Here is a 20,109-nt window from a genome sequence, read left to right as displayed (position 1 = left end):
CAAAAAGTTTGATGTCTATATAATAAGTTATTTTGTTAAAAATGCTACGTAAGCTTTTGTATAGTTGTAGTTAAAAACGGTTTGTAAATATTCTAACTGTTTTTGTAAATATTGAGTTTCGGAAATTAACAAATCTGAGGTTTTTTCTAATCCTTGTTCAAATCTATTTGTTCTAATTCTTAAAGCTTCATTTGATTGTTCAACGGCTAAACTGGTGAGCTTTAATTTATTTTCAGCATCTTTAAGATCACGCTTTGCTTTGTTAAACTCTAACTGGCTTTTATTTTTGTATTGATCTAAACTTAACTCAGCTTTGTCTAATTCAGCTTTACTTTTTTGAGTTTTTCCAATACGTTTAAATCCTTCAAAAACATTCCAAGATAGTTGAGCGCCAACTAAATAGCCTTTCGCATCTGTTCCAAATAATTGATCATCATACATTTCATAACTTCCAAAAGCATTTAATCTTGGTAAATAACTCATTTTGTTAGCTTTATGCATATTTGTGTAGGCTTCAGTACTTTTTTGCATAGCTTCAATATCAGCTCTGTTTACTGAAAGTTGCTCGTCATAAATACTTAAATTTATAAGTGCTTCAAGATTTGTTGATGGTTTTAGAGTAGCTTCATTATTTTCTCCCATAAGAAACAATAAATAGTCTGAAGCATTTTTTACGTTACTTTTTGTAGTTAATAATTGATTTTCTACTTCAGTTAAATGCACTTCAACTGAAAGGATATCTGCTTTTTGCATATAACCTTGCTTGAAGTTGTTATCGGCTATTTTTTTGTTTTCTAAAGCAGCTTCTTTTGCTTTTTCAAGTACTTCAACAGCTTTATAAGCAACTTGTAATTGCATATATGCTTTAGTAACTTCTAGTTTTACATAATCTGCAGTTCTTGATGATTGTAATTCAACTGCGTTCATTTTTGATTTAGCAGCTTTACGCATAAATATCCCGTCTGCATTAAATATGGGTTGTTGAATTTCAATTTTTGTTGCGAAATTTTTTATTTCATTTGGGTCATTTAGCAATGCAGGATTAAAATCGGCCTGCGTTAAAATTTCTTGATTTAGTTTTGAACCAAATGCCATTAAAGGATTTGTAGTTGTAATTCCTGTATGAGAAACTGTGATATTAGGTAAAAAAACAGAATTGGTTTGATTGTAATCTGCCTTTGCAACCGTATTATCTTGTTCAGAAATTTTAAGGGTATAATTGTTCTTTTCAACCTGATTTAAAACTTCGTCAAAAGAAATTATTTTTTCTTGTTGTGCATTAACAATCAAAAGATTAAAAATGAAAAATAGGAGAATAAAGCTACTTTTAATTTGCATAGTTTTTGTTTTTTAGTTTCGTGCAAATGTAATTGAGGTTTCAAACCTAAACAGTAATAAATAGCACACACTTATGTAACATTTACTACATTAAATTTAAAAAAATAGATAAATACGCCTAATTTTTTAAGAAAACTCAATTTATTTAAGAGTTATATTAAATTTATAACAAAAAAATAATATTAAAAAGCTTTTAAGAAAGAATTTTTTATTTTTTAAGTTTTGAAAAATGAATTTGACCTGAATTTCCTGAAAGTAATGTTGAAAATAATTTTGTTTGAGGAAATTGTTCGAAAATGATTTTTAAAAAAACAGTAATTGGAATTGACATTATTAAACCTGGAACTCCCCAGATATATCCCCAAAGCATTAATGAAACTAAAATAGCAATTACATTAATAGAAAAGGATTTACCCATTAAAATTGGCTCTAAAATACTACCAAATAAAACTTGTACCAGCGTAATAGTTATAATAAAAAATAATAATGTACTTGTTGGATCCAATTCTACAAAGGCAAATAAAGCTAATATAACAACAGAAACTACAGAGCCTATCATTTGAATAAAATTCAAAAGAAATGCAAATAGCCCCCAAAATATTGGAAAACTAACATTAAAAAAGTAGCACGCAAGTCCAAAACCTAATCCCGTGAATGCACTTACTAAAAATTTTACTTTTACAAATGTTATTAAATCATTTTCTATTTTCATAAATGTTTTAACGGATGCATATTTTTGTTTAAAAATAGTGCCACTTAAAACGTTGTAAAAATTTAGAGATTCAGCTAACCATAAAACAACAAAAAATGCAGTCATTAATAACATAGTTACAGTATTGCCTATTAAACCTAGCGTAGAGCTAAAGTTTTTTCCAAAATCATCTTTATTAATAAATATGTTTAAAAGATTACCATCATTCATATATTTCACACCTAAAAAATCTTCAATAGCATATACTAAATCAGTCAATTTAATTTGTGCTTTTGTAAAAAATGCGTCTTGGGTTTGTATTATTTCTTTACTAGCTAATTTTATTATTTCACCACCAACTAGCATGGCTCCTACAAAGATGAGTAGTACAAGAATAATACTTATAAAATTTGGAATTTTTCGTTTTGTTAACCATCTCATTAATGGCAAAAACAGCAAAGCAATAAACAAAGAAGCTGTTAATGGAATAAGTATAAAGCTTAATGTTTTTAATAAATAAAAAATTAATGGAATTACAATTACCAATAATAATATGTTTGTTGTTTTACGTTCGTTCATAAGTTTCTGAATATCACTTTGCAAATGTACTAAGAAAAATCCCACATTTGTGGGATTTTTATAGCAGTGTTATATTTGTTTCATTAAATTATTATAGTAAAATTAGTTACTAAATAAGATTATTTATTTCTTTCTAATTTTCATGTTTAAAGCTTCAACACCTAATGAAAAAGCAATGGCAAAATATAAATAGCCCTTAGGAATTGCTCCTACAGGTTTATTAAAAATTTCGATGTGAGATAAATGTGCACCTTCAGTAATTAACATAAATCCAATTAATATTAAAAAAGACAATGCTAACATTTGAATTGTTGGATGTTTGTTGACAAATTCACCTACAGGTGTTGCAAAAATCATCATAATTATCATTGAAATAATTACTGCTGTAACCATTATAATTAGTGCTCCTGGGATTCCGTTAGTCATACCAACAGCTGTTAATACAGAATCGAAGGAGAAAACGATATCAATCATTACTATTTGAATGATTACCATACCAAAAGTTGCTGCAACTTTACTTTTTACAGATTTTGAATCACTTTCTGTTTCTTCATTTCCTTCAACCTTATGGTGAATTTCTTTGGTGCTTTTGTATAATAAAAAGATTCCACCTAAAATTAAAATTACACTTTGACCTGTAATTCCTCCTTTAAACCATGACAAATCAAAACTTAAAAAAGGAGCTTTCATAGATATCAACCAAGAAACACCCATTAATAAAATAATTCTAAAAAATAGTGCTAGTAATAATCCTAATCTAGTGGCTTTTTTAATTTGGTCTTTGGGTAATTTACCTGCAGTTATTGATATAAAAATAATATTATCAATACCTAATATAATTTCTAAAAATGTAAGTGTTAATAATGCTACCCATGTATCAGCATGTAAGAATATTTCCATTTTTAATTAGTTGTTTTAATCAATTTTCCTTTTTGCACATAATTTGAATGTCCAATTACGGCCTCAAACTCATAAGAATCTTTCTGAATACGTGTAATTTTTATATGAATTGGATCTTCATCAATTGCAGTTTTTGGATTTATCATTTTTAACGTGTAATTAAAATTGTCTTTCCAACTAATTGATAATGTATCTATTTTGTCTTCATATTTTTCAATCTGAAGTGAATCTTGTCTCGTAATAATCGTTTTTTCATATCCTTTGCCTTCTGGAATTTCAAAAGTGCCTGTTTTAAAACGATCAGGATTTAACTCGTCATTTTTACATGATACTACGGATATTAATAAAACGAATATTGTTATGATTTTTTTCATTTAAATTCCTGTATAATTACTTGGTGTTATTGCTTTTAGCTCTTCTTTAATAGTATTTGAAACTTCTAAACTTTCAATAAAATCTGCCATAGATTTTTGAGTAATTTTAGCATTCGTTCGTGTTAATCCTTTTAAAGCTTCATACGGATTAGGATATCCTTCTCTTCTTAGTATTGTTTGAATAGCTTCTGCAACAACTGCCCAGTTATTTTCTAAATCTTCTGCAAATTTCTCTTTGTTAATTAATAATTTATTCAACCCTTTTAACGTAGAACCAAATGCAATAATTGTATGACCAAAGGGAACACCAACATTTCTTAATACTGTTGAATCGGTTAAATCACGTTGTAATCTTGAAATAGGTAATTTAGCAGATAAATGTTCAAAAATAGCATTGGCCATACCCAAATTTCCTTCTGAATTTTCAAAATCAATTGGATTTACTTTATGTGGCATTGCAGAAGAACCAACTTCACCTTCTTTTATTTTTTGTTTAAAATACTCCATAGAAACATAGGTCCACATATCTCTATTAAAGTCAATTAAAATATTGTTTATACGTTTTAAAGCATCAAAAATACCTGCTAAATGATCATAATGTTCTATTTGCGTAGTAGGAAAAGAATGGTGTAATCCTAATACTTTTTCTACAAAATGAGTCCCAAAAGCTTTCCAGTCAATATTCGGATATGCAACTTTATGTGCGTTAAAATTTCCTGTTGCGCCTCCAAATTTAGCTGCGTAAGGTATATTTTGTAATTGCTTTACTTGTTGCTCAATACGTTCAACAAAAACAAAAATTTCCTTTCCTAATCTGGTTGGTGATGCTGGTTGCCCATGCGTACGTGCTAACATAGGCACATCAGACCAAGCGGTTGCCAATTGTCTCAATTTTTCTATAAGTGTAGCTAATTCAGGATAATAAACAACATCAAAAGCATCGTTTATAGATAGTGGCGTTGCTGTGTTGTTGATGTCTTGTGAAGTTAATCCGAAGTGAATAAACTCTTTATATTCTTGTAATTTAAGAATGTCAAATTTTTCTTTGATAAAGTATTCAACAGCTTTTACATCGTGGTTAGTAATAGCTTCAATGTCTTTAATTTTTTGAGCATCAGCGGATGAAAAGTTTCTGTAAATGGATCTTAATTCATCAAAAAGCGCTGTGTTAAATTTACTTAATTGCGGAAGCGGGATTTCACATAACGCAATAAAATATTCAATTTCTACTTTTACTCTATATTTAATTAAGGCTTCTTCTGAGAAAAACGGTGCTAAACTTTCTACTTTGTTTCTGTATCTACCATCAATTGGAGATATGGCATTTAAAATTGTTAAAGACATTTTTTAGTTTTGTAATTAGTGACAAAATTAATGAAATAAACCTAAATTAACAGATTTATTTCTTGTTAATCCAACTTAAAATTTTCTTTCCACGAGCATGATATGCAGCGCTTTCATTTGTTATATTTTGCTGTATAATTAAATGTAATTCTTTATGTATCCAATCTTTATTTTTTCCAAAGAGAAATAATAGTTCCATAGAATATACTTTAACGGCTACTTTTTGGTTTTCTATTAACCAATCAAAAGCTGCTTCAATGATTTTATCAATATGGTTTGAATTGATTTCAGCCTTTATAATTGAATTATTTTTTGAAGTATAAGCTTTCGCTAAAAATTCACAAATTTTAGAAATTGGTCGTACAGCGCTATCAAATTTAACTTTACTAATATTTTCAGTAAAATAATTTAAGTGTGGAGCTAACCAATCTAGCTTTTCAAACAAAACAAATTCTAAAACCCAAGCAGCTTTTATAGATAGTTTGTTATTAATTTCAAAAACTAATTCAAGTAAGTACCTAAAAAGCTCATGGTTTTGTAGTACTATATTTGCAACTCGTAAACGATTTATACGTTTGGCATTTTCTATGTTATTAAGTTGTTTAATTAAATATGTTTTAGACTCATGCACTATTTTGGTCTTCGTTTTGGTCCACGTCTTTGTTTTTATTATCCTTTTTTTTGGGAGATAACTTATACAATAAATATACAAAACCAGCAATTACATGGCCAATAACAAGAATCATAATTGTGTAAAACCAAAAATTTGAAATATTCATAAATTAAAATTTTAATAAATATATGAAAAGAATAGTATCTTTAATTTTTAAAATTAGTAAATCATGAAATTATTTTATGTAATATTTTTGACATTAATTATGAATTTTCAAGGAAATTCACAGCAAGTGTATTCTAAAAAGGAACCTTTTGCACATACTTTTTCTATTGTAGCAAGAGATACTGTTACGGGTGATATGGGAGTTGCAGTGCAGTCTCACTGGTTTTCTGTAGGTAGTTTAGTAACTTGGGGAAAAGCAGGTGTTGGTGTTGTAGCTACACAATCGTTTATAAATCCTTCATTTGGATCAAGAGGTTTAAGTTTACTTGAAAATGGTTTACCACCAAAATTAGCAGTGCAAACTTTGTTAGAATTGGATGAGGGCAGGGATGTTCGTCAGTTAGCAATTTTAGATGTTTATGGAAATGTAGCAGCTTCTACAGGTAAAAATTGTATTGAAGCAGCAGGGCACATTGTTGGTAATAATTTTTCAGTACAAGCTAATTTAATGGAGAAGAATACAGTTTGGCCAGCAATGGCTGAAGCTTTTAAAAATTCAACAGGTAGTTTAGCAGAGCGAATGTTACTCGCTATGGAAGCAGCTCAAAATGAAGGTGGAGATATTAGAGGTAAACAATCTGTAGCCATTTTAGTCGTTAAAGGGAAGAGCACGGGGAATAGTTGGGAAGATAAAGTGGTTGATTTGAGAGTTGAAGACAATAAAAACCCTTTAAAAGAAATGAGAAGATTATTAACAATTCATACTGCTTATGAATATATGAATCAAGGAGATTTAGCGGTTGAAACAGGAAATAATGTGTTGGCAAAAGAGCATTATATGAATGCTCAAAAATTAAATCCAGATAATTTAGAAATGAAATACTGGTATGCCGTAACTTTGGCAAATAATGGAGAGTTGGTTGAAGCTAAAACAATTTTTAAGGAAATATTTAAACAAGATAGTCATTGGAAAACACTAACACCTCGATTGATAAAAGCTAAGTTATTGACAATTAATGATAAACAATTAGAAGAAATACTAAAATTATAAAAAATGAAAAAAGTACTATTTGGAATTTTAGCTTTAATTATTTTAATACAATTTATACGTCCTGAAAAAAACACTTCAAATGATGAAACTTATGGAATTTCAACAGTTATGCAAATTCCTAATAATGTAAATGAAATTATAAAAACATCATGTGCAGATTGTCATTCAAACACTACAGTTTATCCTTGGTATAGTGAAGTTGCTCCAGTATCGTGGTTTTTAGCACAACATGTGAATGAAGGAAAAGAACATTTAAATTTTTCAGAATGGGCAGCCTATAATAAAGATCAGAAAAACCATATTTTAAAAGACATAAAAAAAGAATTAAAAAAACAAGGAATGCCTTTAGAAAGCTATTTATGGATTCATAATGATGCTAAAATGACAGAAGCTCAATATGAAACTTTGTTAAATTGGGTAAACACAATTCCTTCGGAGTACTAGTTATATAAAATTTAAATAATGAAAATTCATCAATCTATTTATTCAGTTTTTTTACTTTTTCTTATAGGATTTCAATCTATATATGCCCAAGAAAAAATAAATCAATTGAATTCAAATGGTGAAAGAATTGGAGTCTGGAAAAAATATTATAATAATAACCGAATTAGATATCAAGGTCAGTTTGAAGCAGGAAAAGAAGTTGGAATTTTCAGCTATTACAGTGCTTTAAGCTCAGATCATCCAACAGCAATTAAAACTTTCTCAAAAAATAGCAATCAAGCTACCATTCAGTTTTTTACTGAAAAAGGTGTTTTAGAAAGTGAAGGTGAAATGAAAGGTAAAGATAGAGTTGGTAAATGGGTTTATTTTCATCCAGACGGAAAATCAATTTTATCAGAAGAAAATTATGAAGATGGAATTTTAAATGGTGAATCTAAAACCTTTTATTTAAAAGGTAACGTAACAGAAATTTCTCATTATAAAAATGGAAAATTACATGGAAATTTAAAACGCTATGCAGATAATAATGTTTTATTAGATGATTTAAATTATGAAAATGGGAAACTTTATGGTGCTGCAAAATATTACAATATTGAAGGGAAATTGATATTTTGGGGCGATTATGAAGATGATGTAAAAGTGGGCAAGTGGGAATTTTTTGAAAATGGCAAACCAGAAAATTTTGATAAAGAAAAGCAATTACTTAATTACTAACTAAAAAATTAAAATTTGGACATAAGTAGAATTTTTGAGAACAACCAAAAATGGATTGTTAAGAAACTTGAAGTTGATAAAGACTATTTTAAAAATCTTTCAGAGGGGCAAAATCCTGAAATTCTTTATATTGGATGTTCAGACAGCCGTGTTTCATCTGAAGAATTAATGGGTGTTCAGCCAGGAGAAGTATTTGTGCATAGAAATATTGCGAATATGGTTCCTAATACTGATTTAAGCGCAATGTCTGTTATAAATTATGCAGTAACTCACCTTAAAGTGAAACATGTGGTAGTTTGTGGTCATTATTATTGTGGTGGAGTGAAAGCTGCAATGCAATCGGAAGATTTAGGATTGTTAAACCCTTGGTTACGAAATATACGAGATGTATACAGATTGCATAAGGATGAACTTAATTCAATACAAAATGAAGAGGAAAAGTACAACAGACTTGTAGAACTAAATGTACAAGAGCAATGTGTGAATGTCCTTAAAACATCAGATGTTCAAAAGGCTTTTAGAGAACGAAATATAACAGTTCACGGTTGGGTTTGGGATATACATTCAGGTGAATTAATTGATCTTAAAATAGATTTTGATAAAATTTTAAAGGATATTATGGAAATATATCATCTATCTTAATTATTATTTTTTTTAAATTAATTGATTGATATGAAAATAATTAGGGAAATTAAATTTTTGGCATTACATTTGTTATTAGATAAACAATAATTAAATATTTTAACAATGAGTAAAGGAACAGTAAAATTTTTCAACGATGCCAAAGGATTTGGATTCATCACTGAAGAAGGTTCGAACAAAGAACATTTTGTGCACATTTCTGGATTAATCGATGAAATTCGCGAAGGCGATGAAGTTGAATTCGATTTAGCAGAAGGAAAAAAAGGATTAAATTGCGTAAACGTAAAAGTTATATAATATATACTTACCTTTTTATAATGTAAAGCCTATCATAATTGATAGGCTTTTTTTATGATTTTAAATTAAATATAAAAATAAAAACTAAGTGCAATTGATATAAAATGAATCAGTAACTTTGCACCCTAAAAAATTTAAAATGAAACGAGTAATTGTAGGTCTTTCAGGAGGAGTAGATAGTAGTGTTGCAGCCTATTTGTTAAAAGAACAAGGTTATGAAGTTATTGGCTTATTTATGAAAAATTGGCATGATGATTCTGTAACTATTTCAAACGAATGTCCTTGGCTGGAAGATAGTAATGATGCAATGATAGTTGCAGACAAATTAGGGATTCCTTTTCAAGTAGTTGATTTAAGTGTACAATACAAAGAACGTATTGTAGATTATATGTTTAATGAATATGAAAAAGGAAGAACACCAAATCCAGATGTACTTTGTAACAGAGAAATAAAATTTGATGTTTTTTTGAAAATTGCTGAAGAATTAGGAGCTGATTTTGTTGCAACAGGTCATTATTGCAGAAAAGGAGAAGAAGAAATTAAAGAAGAAAAAGTTTATAAATTATTGGCTGGTGCAGACATTAATAAAGATCAATCGTATTTTTTATGTCAGTTATCTCAACAACAATTATCAAAGGCTTTATTTCCAATAGGGGAATTAACAAAACCAGAAGTTCGTAAAATTGCAGCAGAGCAAGATTTAATTACTGCTGAAAAGAAAGATTCTCAAGGTTTATGTTTTATTGGAAAAGTGCGTTTACCTGAATTTTTACAACAAAAATTAAAACCTAAAGAAGGTGTTATTGTTAGAATATCTCAAGATTCAGAAATATTTGATAGAACAATTCCAGAATTTGCTGACAAAGAAGCTGAATTGGAATTCTTTTCAACAAAATACAAGTATAATGTAGTTGATGGAAAAGTTGTTGGAAAACATCAGGGAGCTCATTATTTTACAAAAGGACAACGAAAAGGTTTGGCAGTAGGAGGAATGAAAGAACCATTATTTGTTATTGAAACGGATGTTGTTGAAAATGTTATTTATGCAGGTGAAGGAAAATTACATAAGGGATTGTATAGAAATACATTATTTGTAACTAACGAAGAAATACATTGGATTCGAAAAGATTTTACACTTCAAAACGGTGAGTCAATGGAAGTTAAAAGCCGTATTAGATATCGTCAAAAATTAGAAAAAGCAACACTGTATAAAGTTGAGAAAGGAATGTATGTTCAATTTAAAAACCCACAAACAGCTATTACAGAAGGCCAATTTGTTGCTTGGTATTTAGAAGATGAATTAATAGGTTCAGGTGTAATTGCTTAATATTTAATATTTTTTAAAATGAAATTTTAAATAAAAAATCAGTAATTTTGAAATTAAACCCCTTAAATTAATTATTTTGAAAAGAAAATTACTGACATTTATTTTGTTTTTTTCGCTAGCTCAAGTATTTGCTCAAGTTGAAGATGCTTGGATTTATTTCAAAGATAAACCAAGTGAAACTACATTTACTAATTCTCCTTTAACAATGCTTACTCAAAGAGCGTTGGATAGAAGAATTCGTTATAATATTTCATTAGATTATAAAGATATACCTATTGAGGCATCTTATGTGCTTCAAATCAAAAATGCAATAGGTATAACTATAAAAGCAAGGTCTAAGTGGTTGAATGCTTTGCATATACGAGGAACGCAAACCGATATAGATAATTTATTAAATTTAGGTTTAAGTTTTGTTGAAAAGGTTGAATATGCTAATAAATCATTAAATGCTGGTGGTAAAAGTATCATAAAGTCAAAAATGATTCCTAAGAATAAAAATTTAGAGTTTACTACTGAATTTAATTATGGTAATGCAGCAAATCAAATTGAAATGCTAAAAGGACAGGTGTTGCATCAAAATAATTTCACAGGCGAAGGAATGCAAATTGCCATTATTGATGCAGGGTTTCCTAATGTAGATAATTTTGCAGCTTTTCAACGTATTAGAGATAACAATCAAATTTTAGGAGGATACGATTTTGTAAATAGAAACACTAACTTTTATACTGGCTATTATCATGGAATGTCTGTTTTATCAACGATTGCAGGTTATATTGATAATCAATTTATAGGAACAGCACCTGACGCAAATTTTTATTTGTTTATTTCTGAAGATAGCGTAAATGAAACACCTTTAGAAGAAAGCTTATGGGTTGAAGCTGCGGAAAGGGCTGATAGTTTAGGTGTTGATGTTATAAACACATCATTAGGTTATACAACTTTTGACAATCCAAATTATAACCATACATATGCAGATATGGATGGAAAAACAGCGTTTATTTCTAGGGGAGCTGAAATTGCTTTTTCTCGAGGAATGATTGTGGTAAATTCTGCAGGAAACGATGGAGACAAGGCTTGGCATTATATTGGTGCTCCAGCTGATGCAGCTTCTGTTTTAAGTATTGGGGCAGTAAATGCTTCAGGTGTAATTGCGGCTTTTAGTTCTTATGGACCAACTTCTGATGGTAGAATAAAACCAGATGTTTGTGCTCAGGGCGCGAGTGTTTATGTAATAAATGCTGCAGGAAATATTGCAACTTCCAATGGAACTTCATTTTCTTCACCTGTTCTTACGGGGGTTATTACTTGTTTATGGCAGGCTTTTCCTTCCAAAACAAATGCAGAAATCACACAAATGGTAAAAGAATCTGCACATATATATGTAAGTCCAACAGCACAAGAAGGCTATGGAATTCCTGATTTTAAAACAATTTATGATATAAATGACCTTGATGGTGATGGAGTATTAAATGCTTTTGATTTATGCCCAGATACACCACAGGGAAGTAATGTTGATGCTTCAGGTTGTTTTACGCTACTTCCAAATAATTTTAACATTACAGTTACAAGTGAAACCTGCCCAGGTAAAGATAATGGGCAAATTTCAATAGCTGCAACGGCACCCTATAATTATACAACAACAATTAATGGTGTAAATTATACGTTTGATAATACAGATAATGTACTTGCCTTAGATTTACCTCCAGCTATTTATACGGTTTGTATTTCAGTTACAGGACAAACATTTGTGCAATGTTTTGATGTAGAGGTTATTGAAGGAGAAGTAATTGTGGCTGATGCAACTGTTTCATTTAATAAAGCATCCATAGTGATTAAAAAAGGAACTGCGCCTTTTACAGTGTTTCTAAATGAAAAAGAAATAATGCAAACAGTAAATACTAAATTTGAAATTAAGGTAAATAAAGGGGATTTAATAGAAGTTAAAACAAGTGTTGCTTGTGAAGGCATTTTTTCAAAAGAGATAGCTTTTGAAAGTGTTATTAATATATATCCCAATCCAACAAAAAACAAACTTAATTTTAGTTTTCCTAATGAAATTAATGAAATAGAAGTAAATATTTTCAGTTTATTAGGTAAAAATGTGCATTCTAGTTTAGTATATAAAAATAATCCTTCAATAGATATTTCTTATTTATCAAAAGGGTTGTATATGGTACAAGTAAAATATAATGATACCTTAAAAACTATTAAACTCCTCAAAAATTAAAATGAAAAATAGGATTACTGAACTTTTTAGTATTAAATACCCAATGATACAAGCTGGTATGGTTTGGAACAGTGGTTGGAAGCTAGCTTCTGCAGTTAGTAATGCAGGTGGTTTAGGCTTAATTGGTGCAGGTTCTATGTATCCAGAAGTATTACGAGAACATATTCAAAAATGTAAAAAAGCGACCAATAAACCTTTTGGAGTTAATATACCAATGTTATATCCCAATGTTGAAGAAATTATACAAATAATTATTGATGAAGGTGTTAAAATTGTATTTACTTCTGCAGGAAATCCTAAAACTTGGACATCTTATTTAAAAGAAAAAGGGATTACAGTTGTTCATGTGGTAAGCAGTGTAAAATTCGCTATAAAATCGGAAGAAGCTGGAGTAGATGCCATTGTTGCTGAGGGTTTTGAAGCTGGAGGGCATAACGGAAGAGAAGAGACAACTACGTTTGCACTGATTCCTATGGTAAAAGAAAAATTAAAGATTCCGTTAATTGCTGCAGGAGGTATTGCAACAGGAAGAGGTATGTTGGCGGCTATGGTTTTGGGAGCTGATGGTGTTCAGATAGGAAGCAGATTTGTAGCTAGTAATGAATCTTCTGCACATATAAACTTTAAGAATGAAGTTATAAAAACTCAGGATGGAGATACTCAATTAACGTTAAAAGAATTAGCGCCTGTTCGTTTAATTAGAAATCAGTTTTATAATGAATTACAAGAATTATATAAAAGCAAACCAACAGTTGATGAGTTAAGAGAAAAGTTGGGTAGAGGTAGAGCGAAAAAAGGAATGTTTGAAGGTGATTTAGTAAACGGAGAATTGGAAGTAGGACAAATTGCGGGATTAATTCATGTGATAAAGCCTGCTGCAGAAATAGTAGAAGAAATTATAAATGAGTTTAATATGGTGAAAAAATCCTTTTGTTAGATAGTTGCTATTTTATTAAACATATTTACTTTTAACAAAAAAGACGAAACATCTTGTTTCGTCTTTTTTGTTATTTATTCTTTAGGTCTATTGGTTTGGCCCCTTTTGGAGGCATTGGACCTCTTAAATGTATCACCAATCCGTTTAAAAAATTTCGTAAAAACTGATCTCCACATTCCATATATTTTTCGTGGTCTTCTTTTCTAAACAATGCACCTAACTCACTTTTAGTAATTTGAAAGTCTACCAAAGCGCATATTTTCACAATATCATCATCACGTAATTTTAGTGCTACACGTAATTTTTTTAAAACATCATTATTTGTTAGTCCCATAGTGCAAATGTAATATATTTAGATGGAAAGAAGATTTAAATTATTTTGTAAATATTAATTTAATGGCTACGATTAACATAAAAACCCCAAATATTTTTTTAAGTATTCGTTGATCAATTTGAAGTGCTATTTTAGAACCAATAAAGCCACCAATTATAAACAAAACAGAAACAGTTAGGGCTATTCTCCAATCAATATTACCTCCAGTACCAGCAGTATGATAATTGTAAACAGCTAAAAAAGTTACAGGAGGAAGCATAACAGCTAAACTTAATCCTTGAGCGTTGTGTTGTGTTAATCCTAAAAAGATAACAAAAAGGGGCACCATAATAATTCCACCTCCAACACCAACCAACCCACTTAAAATTCCTGCCATTAATCCAATTATAATTAATGTAATTATTGTTGTTAAAGTCATTTTCACAAGTTGAGTTTTTATATTTTTTAGATATTTTCAGGAATTTTAATCTCGTATAGTTTTTTTGAACTGTTGTTTAACGTATTTTCACGTAACCAAGGATTATGTAGTTTTAGAACCATATAATTAATGCCTAAATTTTTAGAAAAACTAGCAATATTTGTAATTGTAGTATCAACTTCTATTATTTTGGTTGGAACTTCATGGTATAAATCTTCTTTCTCAAAAAGAAAACCATATTTTTCTGGATTTGAAAGAATTTCTTTTATCGCAATTATTCTTGGTAAATACCTTTTAGTCTCATCAGCAACTAATAAATCATAATAATCTGAAACATATTGAGCTTCCAGTTTATTTGAAATACCTGCCATTCCAGCATTGTAAGATGCTGCAGCAAGTGTCCAATTTCCAAAACGATTTTTTGCTTTATTCAAATATTTACATGCAACTTCTGTTGACTTTTCAATATGGTATCGCTCATCAACATTTGAATTTACCTCTAATTTGTTTTCTTTAGCAGTTTCAGGCATTATTTGCCAAAAACCAGTTGCTCCGGCAGAAGATATTACATTTTGTAACCCACTTTCAATAACCGCTAAATATTTAAAATCATCTGGAATTCCATTTTTCTTTAAAATTGGTTCAATAATAGGGAAATATTTATTAGCTCTTTTAATTAAGAGTAACCCATTAGATTGCCAATAGGTGTTTACCAATAATTCTTTATCTATTCGTTCTTTAATGTCGGGCTTTTCAAGTGGCACACGTTCACCTGCAAAATCTAAATTTTCAGGAATCTGTAATGCTTTAATTTGATAGTATTCACTTGTGTTTTTATCACTATTTAGCACTTTTTTTAAACTATCTGATTTAACTCCAAAAATGAATATGGAACTTACTGATATAATTGCTATTAATCCTAATATTTTGATTGATTTGTCCATAGTAGTAGTTTTATACTGGTGAAATTACAAATTATTTTGATGCAACTAAAAGTCTAAAAGTGATTTAACACTTAATTAAGTGAATCAATAATTATTTTACTGATAGTTTTTGCTTTATTAAGCACCATTATATGGGTTCCTTTTTTTATAACTATACAATTTTTAATATACTTTATAGGGAAAATATGATCATTATCACCATGAATGTGAACTATATTATCTAGAGGTTTTTTTTGTTTCCAATGTAATACATTATAAATAGCCCAAGTTAAATAGTCAGCATCTCTAACAGAAAGATATTCTTTATACAACTTTACCCTTTTTTTAGCAAAATCACCGAAAGTATATTTAAAAAAACCTTCAATATTTGTAATTGCATAGGTAGGAAATAATTTATAAATTTTAGTTTTCTGAATAATTCTTAAACGTTTAGGCAGTTCTTTATTTGATTTTATACTAGAAATAATGATTACCTTTTTAGGTAATAAGTGTTTACTCATTTCCTGCACAATAATGCCTCCATATGAAACTCCAACTAAAACGGGATTTTTTTCGGTTATTAAATGAGCCATTCTTTTTGTGTAATCACAAAGGGATTCTTTTTTAGATAAAGGCATTAACCATTCTATAAAGTGAAGTTCAAATTTATCTTCAGGAAATTCCAGATATTCAAATATTTTTGAACTTGCAGCTAATCCAGGAATAAAGTAAATATGTGTTTTAGAATTTTCCATTAACTATTTATGATTTCTAAAATAATAGGTTTTAAACCACTGAAGAAGAATTCTACGGCAATTACCATTACAATTAACCCCATTAATCGCATCATCACTTTATTACCCGTTGAACCCAATTTTTCGGTAATTTTACTTGCACCAACTAAAATTAAATAGGTTAATAATAACATCAGTGCAATTACTAAAATTAAGACAACTTTTTGTTCCATTTTAGAAGCATCTTCCATTAATATAATAGCATTTGTGATGGCTCCTGGACCACAAATCATAGGAATTGCTAGTGGAGTAATAGAAATGTCTTCTATATAAGCATCAATTTTATTTTCATCATCAGTATGTTTAAAACTTCCTAATCTGGCTTGCAACATATCCCAACCCATGGTAAAGAATATAACTCCACCAACAATTCTAAAACTGTTTACAGATATACCGAAAAAATTAAATAAAATTTGACCTGAAAAAGCGAATGCAAGTATGGTAAAAAAGGCCACTAATGTTGCCTTTTTTGCAGTTTGTTTACGTCTCTCCTTGCTTAAGGAAGCAGTCATGGTCATAAATATTGGCATGGTGCCTAACGGATTTATGATGGTAAAAAATGAAGTGAACACTAGTAGTGCAAACGTATATAAATCAGTTTCAGGTATCATTTCAGAATATGTATTTTATTTAATAAAATAGAAATTAGTATTAAATTACAAAAGTAGGCTGATTTATCCAATCAAAGCGAACAATTCCATCTTCATCAATTTTTGTTAATTTAATTTGATGAAGTGTGTTTACCAATTCAGGATTCCAAGGTGTTTTAACTTTTACATAATTTTCTGTAAAACCATGAATAAAACCTTCTTTATTTTCACTTTCAAATAAAACGGTTAATTGATTTTCTAACTGACTTTCATAAAATGCTCTTCGCTTTTTAACAGACAATCCTCTCAGCATTTTGCTTCGTTTTGAACGGGCTTTTTGAGAAACGACTCCATCCATTTCAAAAGCTTCAGTATTTGGTCTTTCAGAATAAGTAAAAACGTGTAAATAGGAAATATTTAGCTCATTTAAATAATTGTAAGTTTCTAAGAATAGTTCATCGGTTTCACCTGGAAATCCTACAATTACATCAACACCAATACAGGCGTTTGGCATTACTTTTTTAATAGCATTAACTCTATTATCATACGTTTCACGTAAATAACGACGTTTCATTAATTTAAGTAACGTGTCACTTCCACTTTGCAAAGGAATATGAAAATGTGGTACAAAACTGTTAGATTTAGAAACAAAATCAATAGTTTCGTTGGTTAATAAATTGGGTTCTATGGAAGAAATCCGTAAACGATGAATTCCTTCAACGGTATCTAAAGCTTGTACTAACTCATAAAAAGTATGTTCGTGTTTTTTATTTCCAAATTCACCTTTACCATAGTCACCAATATTTACACCCGTCAATACAATTTCTTTAATTCCTTTTGCTGAAATTTCTTTGGCATTTTTTAATACATTTTCTAATTCGTCACTTCTAGAAATTCCTCTAGCCAAAGGAATGGTACAATAGGTACATTTATAATCGCAGCCATCTTGCACTTTTAAAAAAGCACGAGTTCTATCTCCAATGGAATAAGAGCCAACATAAAAATCAGCTTCTTCAATTTCACAGGAGTGAATTTCACCCATTTCATTTTTAGAAAGATCGTTGATGTAATCGGTTACTTTAAATTTTTCTGTAGCACCCAAAACCATATCAACACCATCAACTGCAGCTAACTCTTCAGGTTTTAATTGGGCATAACAACCTATTGCAATTAGAAATGCATTTTCATTTTGTTTTAAAGCCGACTTCACTATTGATTTAAAACGTTTATCAGCATTATCAGTTACTGAACAGGTATTAATTACGTATATATCAGCTTTTTCATCAAACTCAACACGGTCAAAACCTTCGTTTTGAAAGTTTCTTGCTATGGTAGAAGTTTCTGAAAAATTAAGTTTACACCCAAGTGTGTAAAATGCGACTTTTTTTTGTGCGCTCATTCTTGTACATTTATCGGGTGCAAAAGTACTGAAATTTATTTTTATAATGATGATTGCAACTACACCAAAACCGCCTTATTATGCAGTGATTTTTACTTCAATTAAAACTGAAGATGATAGAGGTTATAACGTTATGTCAACTAAAATGGTTGAATTAGCTCAAAAACAAGAAGGGTTTTTAGGAATGGAGACCGCTAGAAATGAACTTGGAATTACTGTTAGTTATTGGAGTAGTTTAAATGCAATTCAGCATTGGAAACTCAATTTAGAGCATACAGAAGCTAGAGAAAATGGAAGAAGTACTTGGTACAAACAATTTAAAGTAAGAATAAGTAAAGTTGAACGAGATTATGGGTTTGAAAGTATGAATCTTTAATTTTTTGATAAAAGAAAACGACATTTAATTAAATGCAGTTTTAAATCTTTTTACATTCAAAATATCAAATTCAATCAAAATGACTTATATCATAATTCTTTGAATGAATTAAACCTATTTTAGTACATCAAAAATTGCAATTTCAAAATAAGTTTAAATAGTAACAATATGCTTTTATCATATAATATTAATTGATAAGGATTATATGTTGTTTAAATAATAAGGAGTTGCAGCCAATGCCGAAAAAAAACTAACTAATTGGAAAAAACTATATTTGAAATAACAAAAATGGATTGTCCTTCTGAGGAAAATCTTATCCGAATGAAATTGGACGGAATTTCAGGTATAAAAAATCTTGATTTCGATATTCCAAATCGAAAATTAACTGTTTTTCACAAAGGACAAATTGACCAAATCGAAAAATCAGTTTACGAATTAAATTTAGGTGGAAAAAGAATATCTACAGAGAAAACCGAACAAATTGATTTTGAAGAACATTCAAACCAAAAAAAATTACTTTGGACAGTTCTCGGAATAAATTTCGCATTCTTTGTTATTGAAATGGCAACTGGTATGATTTCAAAATCAATAGGACTTGTCGCTGACAGTTTAGATATGTTAGCAGACTCTTTCGTCTACGGAATAAGTCTTTTTGCTGTTGGTGGAACATTAATCCGAAAGAAAAGAATAGCTAAACTTGCGGGGTATTTTCAAATTATTCTTGCAATAATTGGATTTGGAGAAATTTTAAGAAGATTTTTTGGAGACGAGAAAATTCCCGATTTTTCGACAATGATTATTGTTTCGATTTTTGCTCTAATTGCGAACGGAATTTGTTTGTATTTAATGCAAAAATCTAAAAGTAAAAATGAGGCACATATGAAAGCTAGTATGATTTTTACTTCAAATGATGTGATTATCAATTTAGGAGTAATTTCAGCTGGAGTTTTAGTAAATTGGTTGAACTCCGGAAAACCTGATTTGATCATTGGAGCTGTTGTTTTTGCTTTAGTAATTCAAGGAGCATTTAGAATATTGAAACTAAGTAAATAAAAAGCACTGGCAGCAACACCTCATAAAATTTATGCTTACATTTAAACAAAATAACGAACCGACAAACATTCAACAAACGATTTGCTACAACCGAAAAATCTCCGATTTTCCAGTCGCACAAATCTTATAAAAACTCGTTGGGCACAAGCCGAGAAAAAATATGCTAGAAAGTTTAATATTTATGATTTTGTCATTTATCGGAATAGTCGGATTGATTATTTCGATTATAATTTTATTAGTTGGATTGATTAAAAAATCAAGAAAATTGAAAATGACTGGATTGATTTTCTTAATAATTCCGATTTTTTGTTACGGATTAATTCAATTTTGGTATAAAATTGTAATTCCAAACTCCAATGACAAGATATCGAGTGAGTTTGTTGGAGTTTATTCAACTCATAAAGTTAAATCAAAAAAGTTCCTAAAGAGAAACGGATTGTTTGATAAAGAGCGATTCTTGATTTTAAAAGAAGATGGAACTTATGAGTTTGACAGTATTCCTGGAGTTGATTTATGGAAAAGAGGAAAATGGCAAACTGGAGGAATTGATGGTGCTTTTGATTTTTACAATAACAAAGG

The 20,109-nt window shown here is 29.4% G+C and carries 24 protein-coding genes; 11 read left to right on the top strand and 13 right to left on the bottom strand.

Going from position 1 to position 20,109, the window contains the following annotated elements; genetic code table 11:
* Positions 1-27 precede the first annotated feature (27 nt).
* The 7 genes from ABY863_RS05255 to ABY863_RS05225 form a co-directional block, all read right to left on the bottom strand.
* Positions 28-1,338, bottom strand: a complete 1,311-nt coding sequence (locus tag ABY863_RS05255) for a TolC family protein (protein WP_372793218.1) — start codon at positions 1,336-1,338, stop codon at positions 28-30.
* A gap of 208 nt (positions 1,339-1,546) precedes the next feature.
* Positions 1,547-2,608 carry an AI-2E family transporter gene (locus tag ABY863_RS05250; RefSeq protein ID WP_372793217.1) on the bottom strand — a complete coding sequence of 354 codons (1,062 nt, stop codon included), beginning with the start codon at positions 2,606-2,608 and terminating at the stop codon, positions 1,547-1,549.
* Between the two features lie 123 nt (positions 2,609-2,731).
* A complete protein-coding gene (locus ABY863_RS05245; RefSeq protein ID WP_372793216.1) occupies positions 2,732-3,508 on the bottom strand; it encodes a TerC family protein in 777 nt (258 codons plus the stop codon).
* 2 nt (positions 3,509-3,510) lie between these two features.
* Positions 3,511-3,882 (bottom strand): hypothetical protein, encoded by a 372-nt coding sequence (locus ABY863_RS05240; RefSeq protein ID WP_372793215.1) that lies wholly within the window; start codon positions 3,880-3,882, stop codon positions 3,511-3,513.
* Positions 3,883-5,226: an adenylosuccinate lyase gene (gene purB, locus ABY863_RS05235; protein WP_372793214.1), complete on the bottom strand. Its 1,344-nt coding sequence runs from the start codon at positions 5,224-5,226 to the stop codon at positions 3,883-3,885.
* Between the two features lie 55 nt (positions 5,227-5,281).
* On the bottom strand, positions 5,282-5,857 hold the full coding sequence (locus ABY863_RS05230; RefSeq protein ID WP_372793213.1) for an adenylosuccinate lyase: 576 nt from the start codon (positions 5,855-5,857) through the stop codon (positions 5,282-5,284).
* Positions 5,850-6,005, bottom strand: a complete 156-nt coding sequence (locus tag ABY863_RS05225; RefSeq protein ID WP_372793212.1) for a hypothetical protein — start codon at positions 6,003-6,005, stop codon at positions 5,850-5,852. Before ABY863_RS05225 ends, ABY863_RS05230 begins: the two co-directional genes overlap by 8 nt.
* Before the next feature lie 63 nt (positions 6,006-6,068).
* Between ABY863_RS05225 and ABY863_RS05220 the strand changes: the two genes are divergently transcribed.
* The 8 genes from ABY863_RS05220 (at position 6,069) to ABY863_RS05185 (ending at position 13,643) form a co-directional block, all read left to right on the top strand.
* Positions 6,069-7,055, top strand: coding sequence for a DUF1028 domain-containing protein (locus ABY863_RS05220; protein WP_372793211.1), 987 nt, complete (start codon positions 6,069-6,071; stop codon positions 7,053-7,055).
* Between the two features lie 3 nt (positions 7,056-7,058).
* A complete protein-coding gene (locus ABY863_RS05215; RefSeq protein ID WP_372793210.1) occupies positions 7,059-7,499 on the top strand; it encodes a heme-binding domain-containing protein in 441 nt (146 codons plus the stop codon).
* An 18-nt stretch (positions 7,500-7,517) separates the two neighbouring features.
* On the top strand, positions 7,518-8,213 hold the full coding sequence (locus tag ABY863_RS05210) for a toxin-antitoxin system YwqK family antitoxin (protein WP_372793209.1): 696 nt from the start codon (positions 7,518-7,520) through the stop codon (positions 8,211-8,213).
* Between the two features lie 15 nt (positions 8,214-8,228).
* The gene (locus ABY863_RS05205) at positions 8,229-8,855 is read left to right on the top strand and encodes a carbonic anhydrase (protein ID WP_372793208.1); all 627 of its coding nucleotides are present in this window, start codon (positions 8,229-8,231) and stop codon (positions 8,853-8,855) included.
* 105 nt (positions 8,856-8,960) lie between these two features.
* The gene (locus ABY863_RS05200; RefSeq protein WP_372793207.1) at positions 8,961-9,152 is read left to right on the top strand and encodes a cold-shock protein; all 192 of its coding nucleotides are present in this window, start codon (positions 8,961-8,963) and stop codon (positions 9,150-9,152) included.
* Positions 9,153-9,291: 139 nt separating this feature from the next.
* Entirely contained in the window at positions 9,292-10,479 is a 1,188-nt protein-coding gene (mnmA, locus tag ABY863_RS05195; protein ID WP_372793206.1) for a tRNA 2-thiouridine(34) synthase MnmA, read from the top strand.
* Between the two features lie 76 nt (positions 10,480-10,555).
* Positions 10,556-12,706 (top strand): S8 family serine peptidase, encoded by a 2,151-nt coding sequence (locus ABY863_RS05190; RefSeq protein ID WP_372793205.1) that lies wholly within the window; start codon positions 10,556-10,558, stop codon positions 12,704-12,706.
* A 1-nt stretch (position 12,707) separates the two neighbouring features.
* On the top strand, positions 12,708-13,643 hold the full coding sequence (locus tag ABY863_RS05185; RefSeq protein ID WP_372793204.1) for an NAD(P)H-dependent flavin oxidoreductase: 936 nt from the start codon (positions 12,708-12,710) through the stop codon (positions 13,641-13,643).
* A 70-nt stretch (positions 13,644-13,713) separates the two neighbouring features.
* On the opposite strand, the gene ABY863_RS05180 is transcribed toward ABY863_RS05185, so the two are convergent.
* The 6 genes from ABY863_RS05180 to mtaB all read right to left on the bottom strand — a co-directional run bounded on the left by ABY863_RS05180 (position 13,714) and on the right by mtaB (position 18,101).
* Positions 13,714-13,977 (bottom strand): DUF1456 family protein, encoded by a 264-nt coding sequence (locus tag ABY863_RS05180; protein WP_372793203.1) that lies wholly within the window; start codon positions 13,975-13,977, stop codon positions 13,714-13,716.
* 40 nt (positions 13,978-14,017) lie between these two features.
* Complete coding sequence (locus ABY863_RS05175) at positions 14,018-14,395, bottom strand: TSUP family transporter (protein WP_372793202.1); 378 nt, start codon at positions 14,393-14,395, stop codon at positions 14,018-14,020.
* Positions 14,396-14,421: 26 nt separating this feature from the next.
* Positions 14,422-15,339, bottom strand: a complete 918-nt coding sequence (locus ABY863_RS05170) for a lytic transglycosylase domain-containing protein (protein ID WP_372793201.1) — start codon at positions 15,337-15,339, stop codon at positions 14,422-14,424.
* A gap of 71 nt (positions 15,340-15,410) precedes the next feature.
* Complete coding sequence (locus tag ABY863_RS05165) at positions 15,411-16,073, bottom strand: alpha/beta hydrolase (protein WP_372793200.1); 663 nt, start codon at positions 16,071-16,073, stop codon at positions 15,411-15,413.
* Positions 16,073-16,723, bottom strand: coding sequence for a MarC family protein (locus tag ABY863_RS05160; protein ID WP_372793199.1), 651 nt, complete (start codon positions 16,721-16,723; stop codon positions 16,073-16,075). The genes ABY863_RS05165 and ABY863_RS05160 overlap by 1 nt, the downstream gene beginning before the upstream one ends.
* Positions 16,724-16,763: 40 nt before the next feature.
* Positions 16,764-18,101, bottom strand: a complete 1,338-nt coding sequence (mtaB, locus tag ABY863_RS05155; protein WP_372793198.1) for a tRNA (N(6)-L-threonylcarbamoyladenosine(37)-C(2))-methylthiotransferase MtaB — start codon at positions 18,099-18,101, stop codon at positions 16,764-16,766.
* Positions 18,102-18,147: 46 nt separating this feature from the next.
* Here mtaB and ABY863_RS05150 point away from each other — a divergent pair, with 46 nt between their 5' ends.
* From ABY863_RS05150 to ABY863_RS05140, 3 genes are all read left to right on the top strand, one after another.
* Positions 18,148-18,477, top strand: a complete 330-nt coding sequence (locus ABY863_RS05150) for an antibiotic biosynthesis monooxygenase (RefSeq protein WP_372793197.1) — start codon at positions 18,148-18,150, stop codon at positions 18,475-18,477.
* A gap of 258 nt (positions 18,478-18,735) precedes the next feature.
* On the top strand, positions 18,736-19,530 hold the full coding sequence (locus ABY863_RS05145; RefSeq protein WP_372793196.1) for a cation transporter: 795 nt from the start codon (positions 18,736-18,738) through the stop codon (positions 19,528-19,530).
* Positions 19,531-19,801: 271 nt separating this feature from the next.
* A partial coding sequence (locus ABY863_RS05140; RefSeq protein WP_372793195.1) for a hypothetical protein occupies positions 19,802-20,109 on the top strand: 308 nt, incomplete at its 3' end.

Source organism: Lutibacter sp. (genome assembly GCF_041562875.1).
In the GTDB taxonomy this organism is placed as follows: Bacteria; Bacteroidota; Bacteroidia; order Flavobacteriales; family Flavobacteriaceae; genus Lutibacter.
Note: the sequence above shows the minus strand (reverse complement) of the source record. Positions and strands in the feature narration are given on the sequence as shown.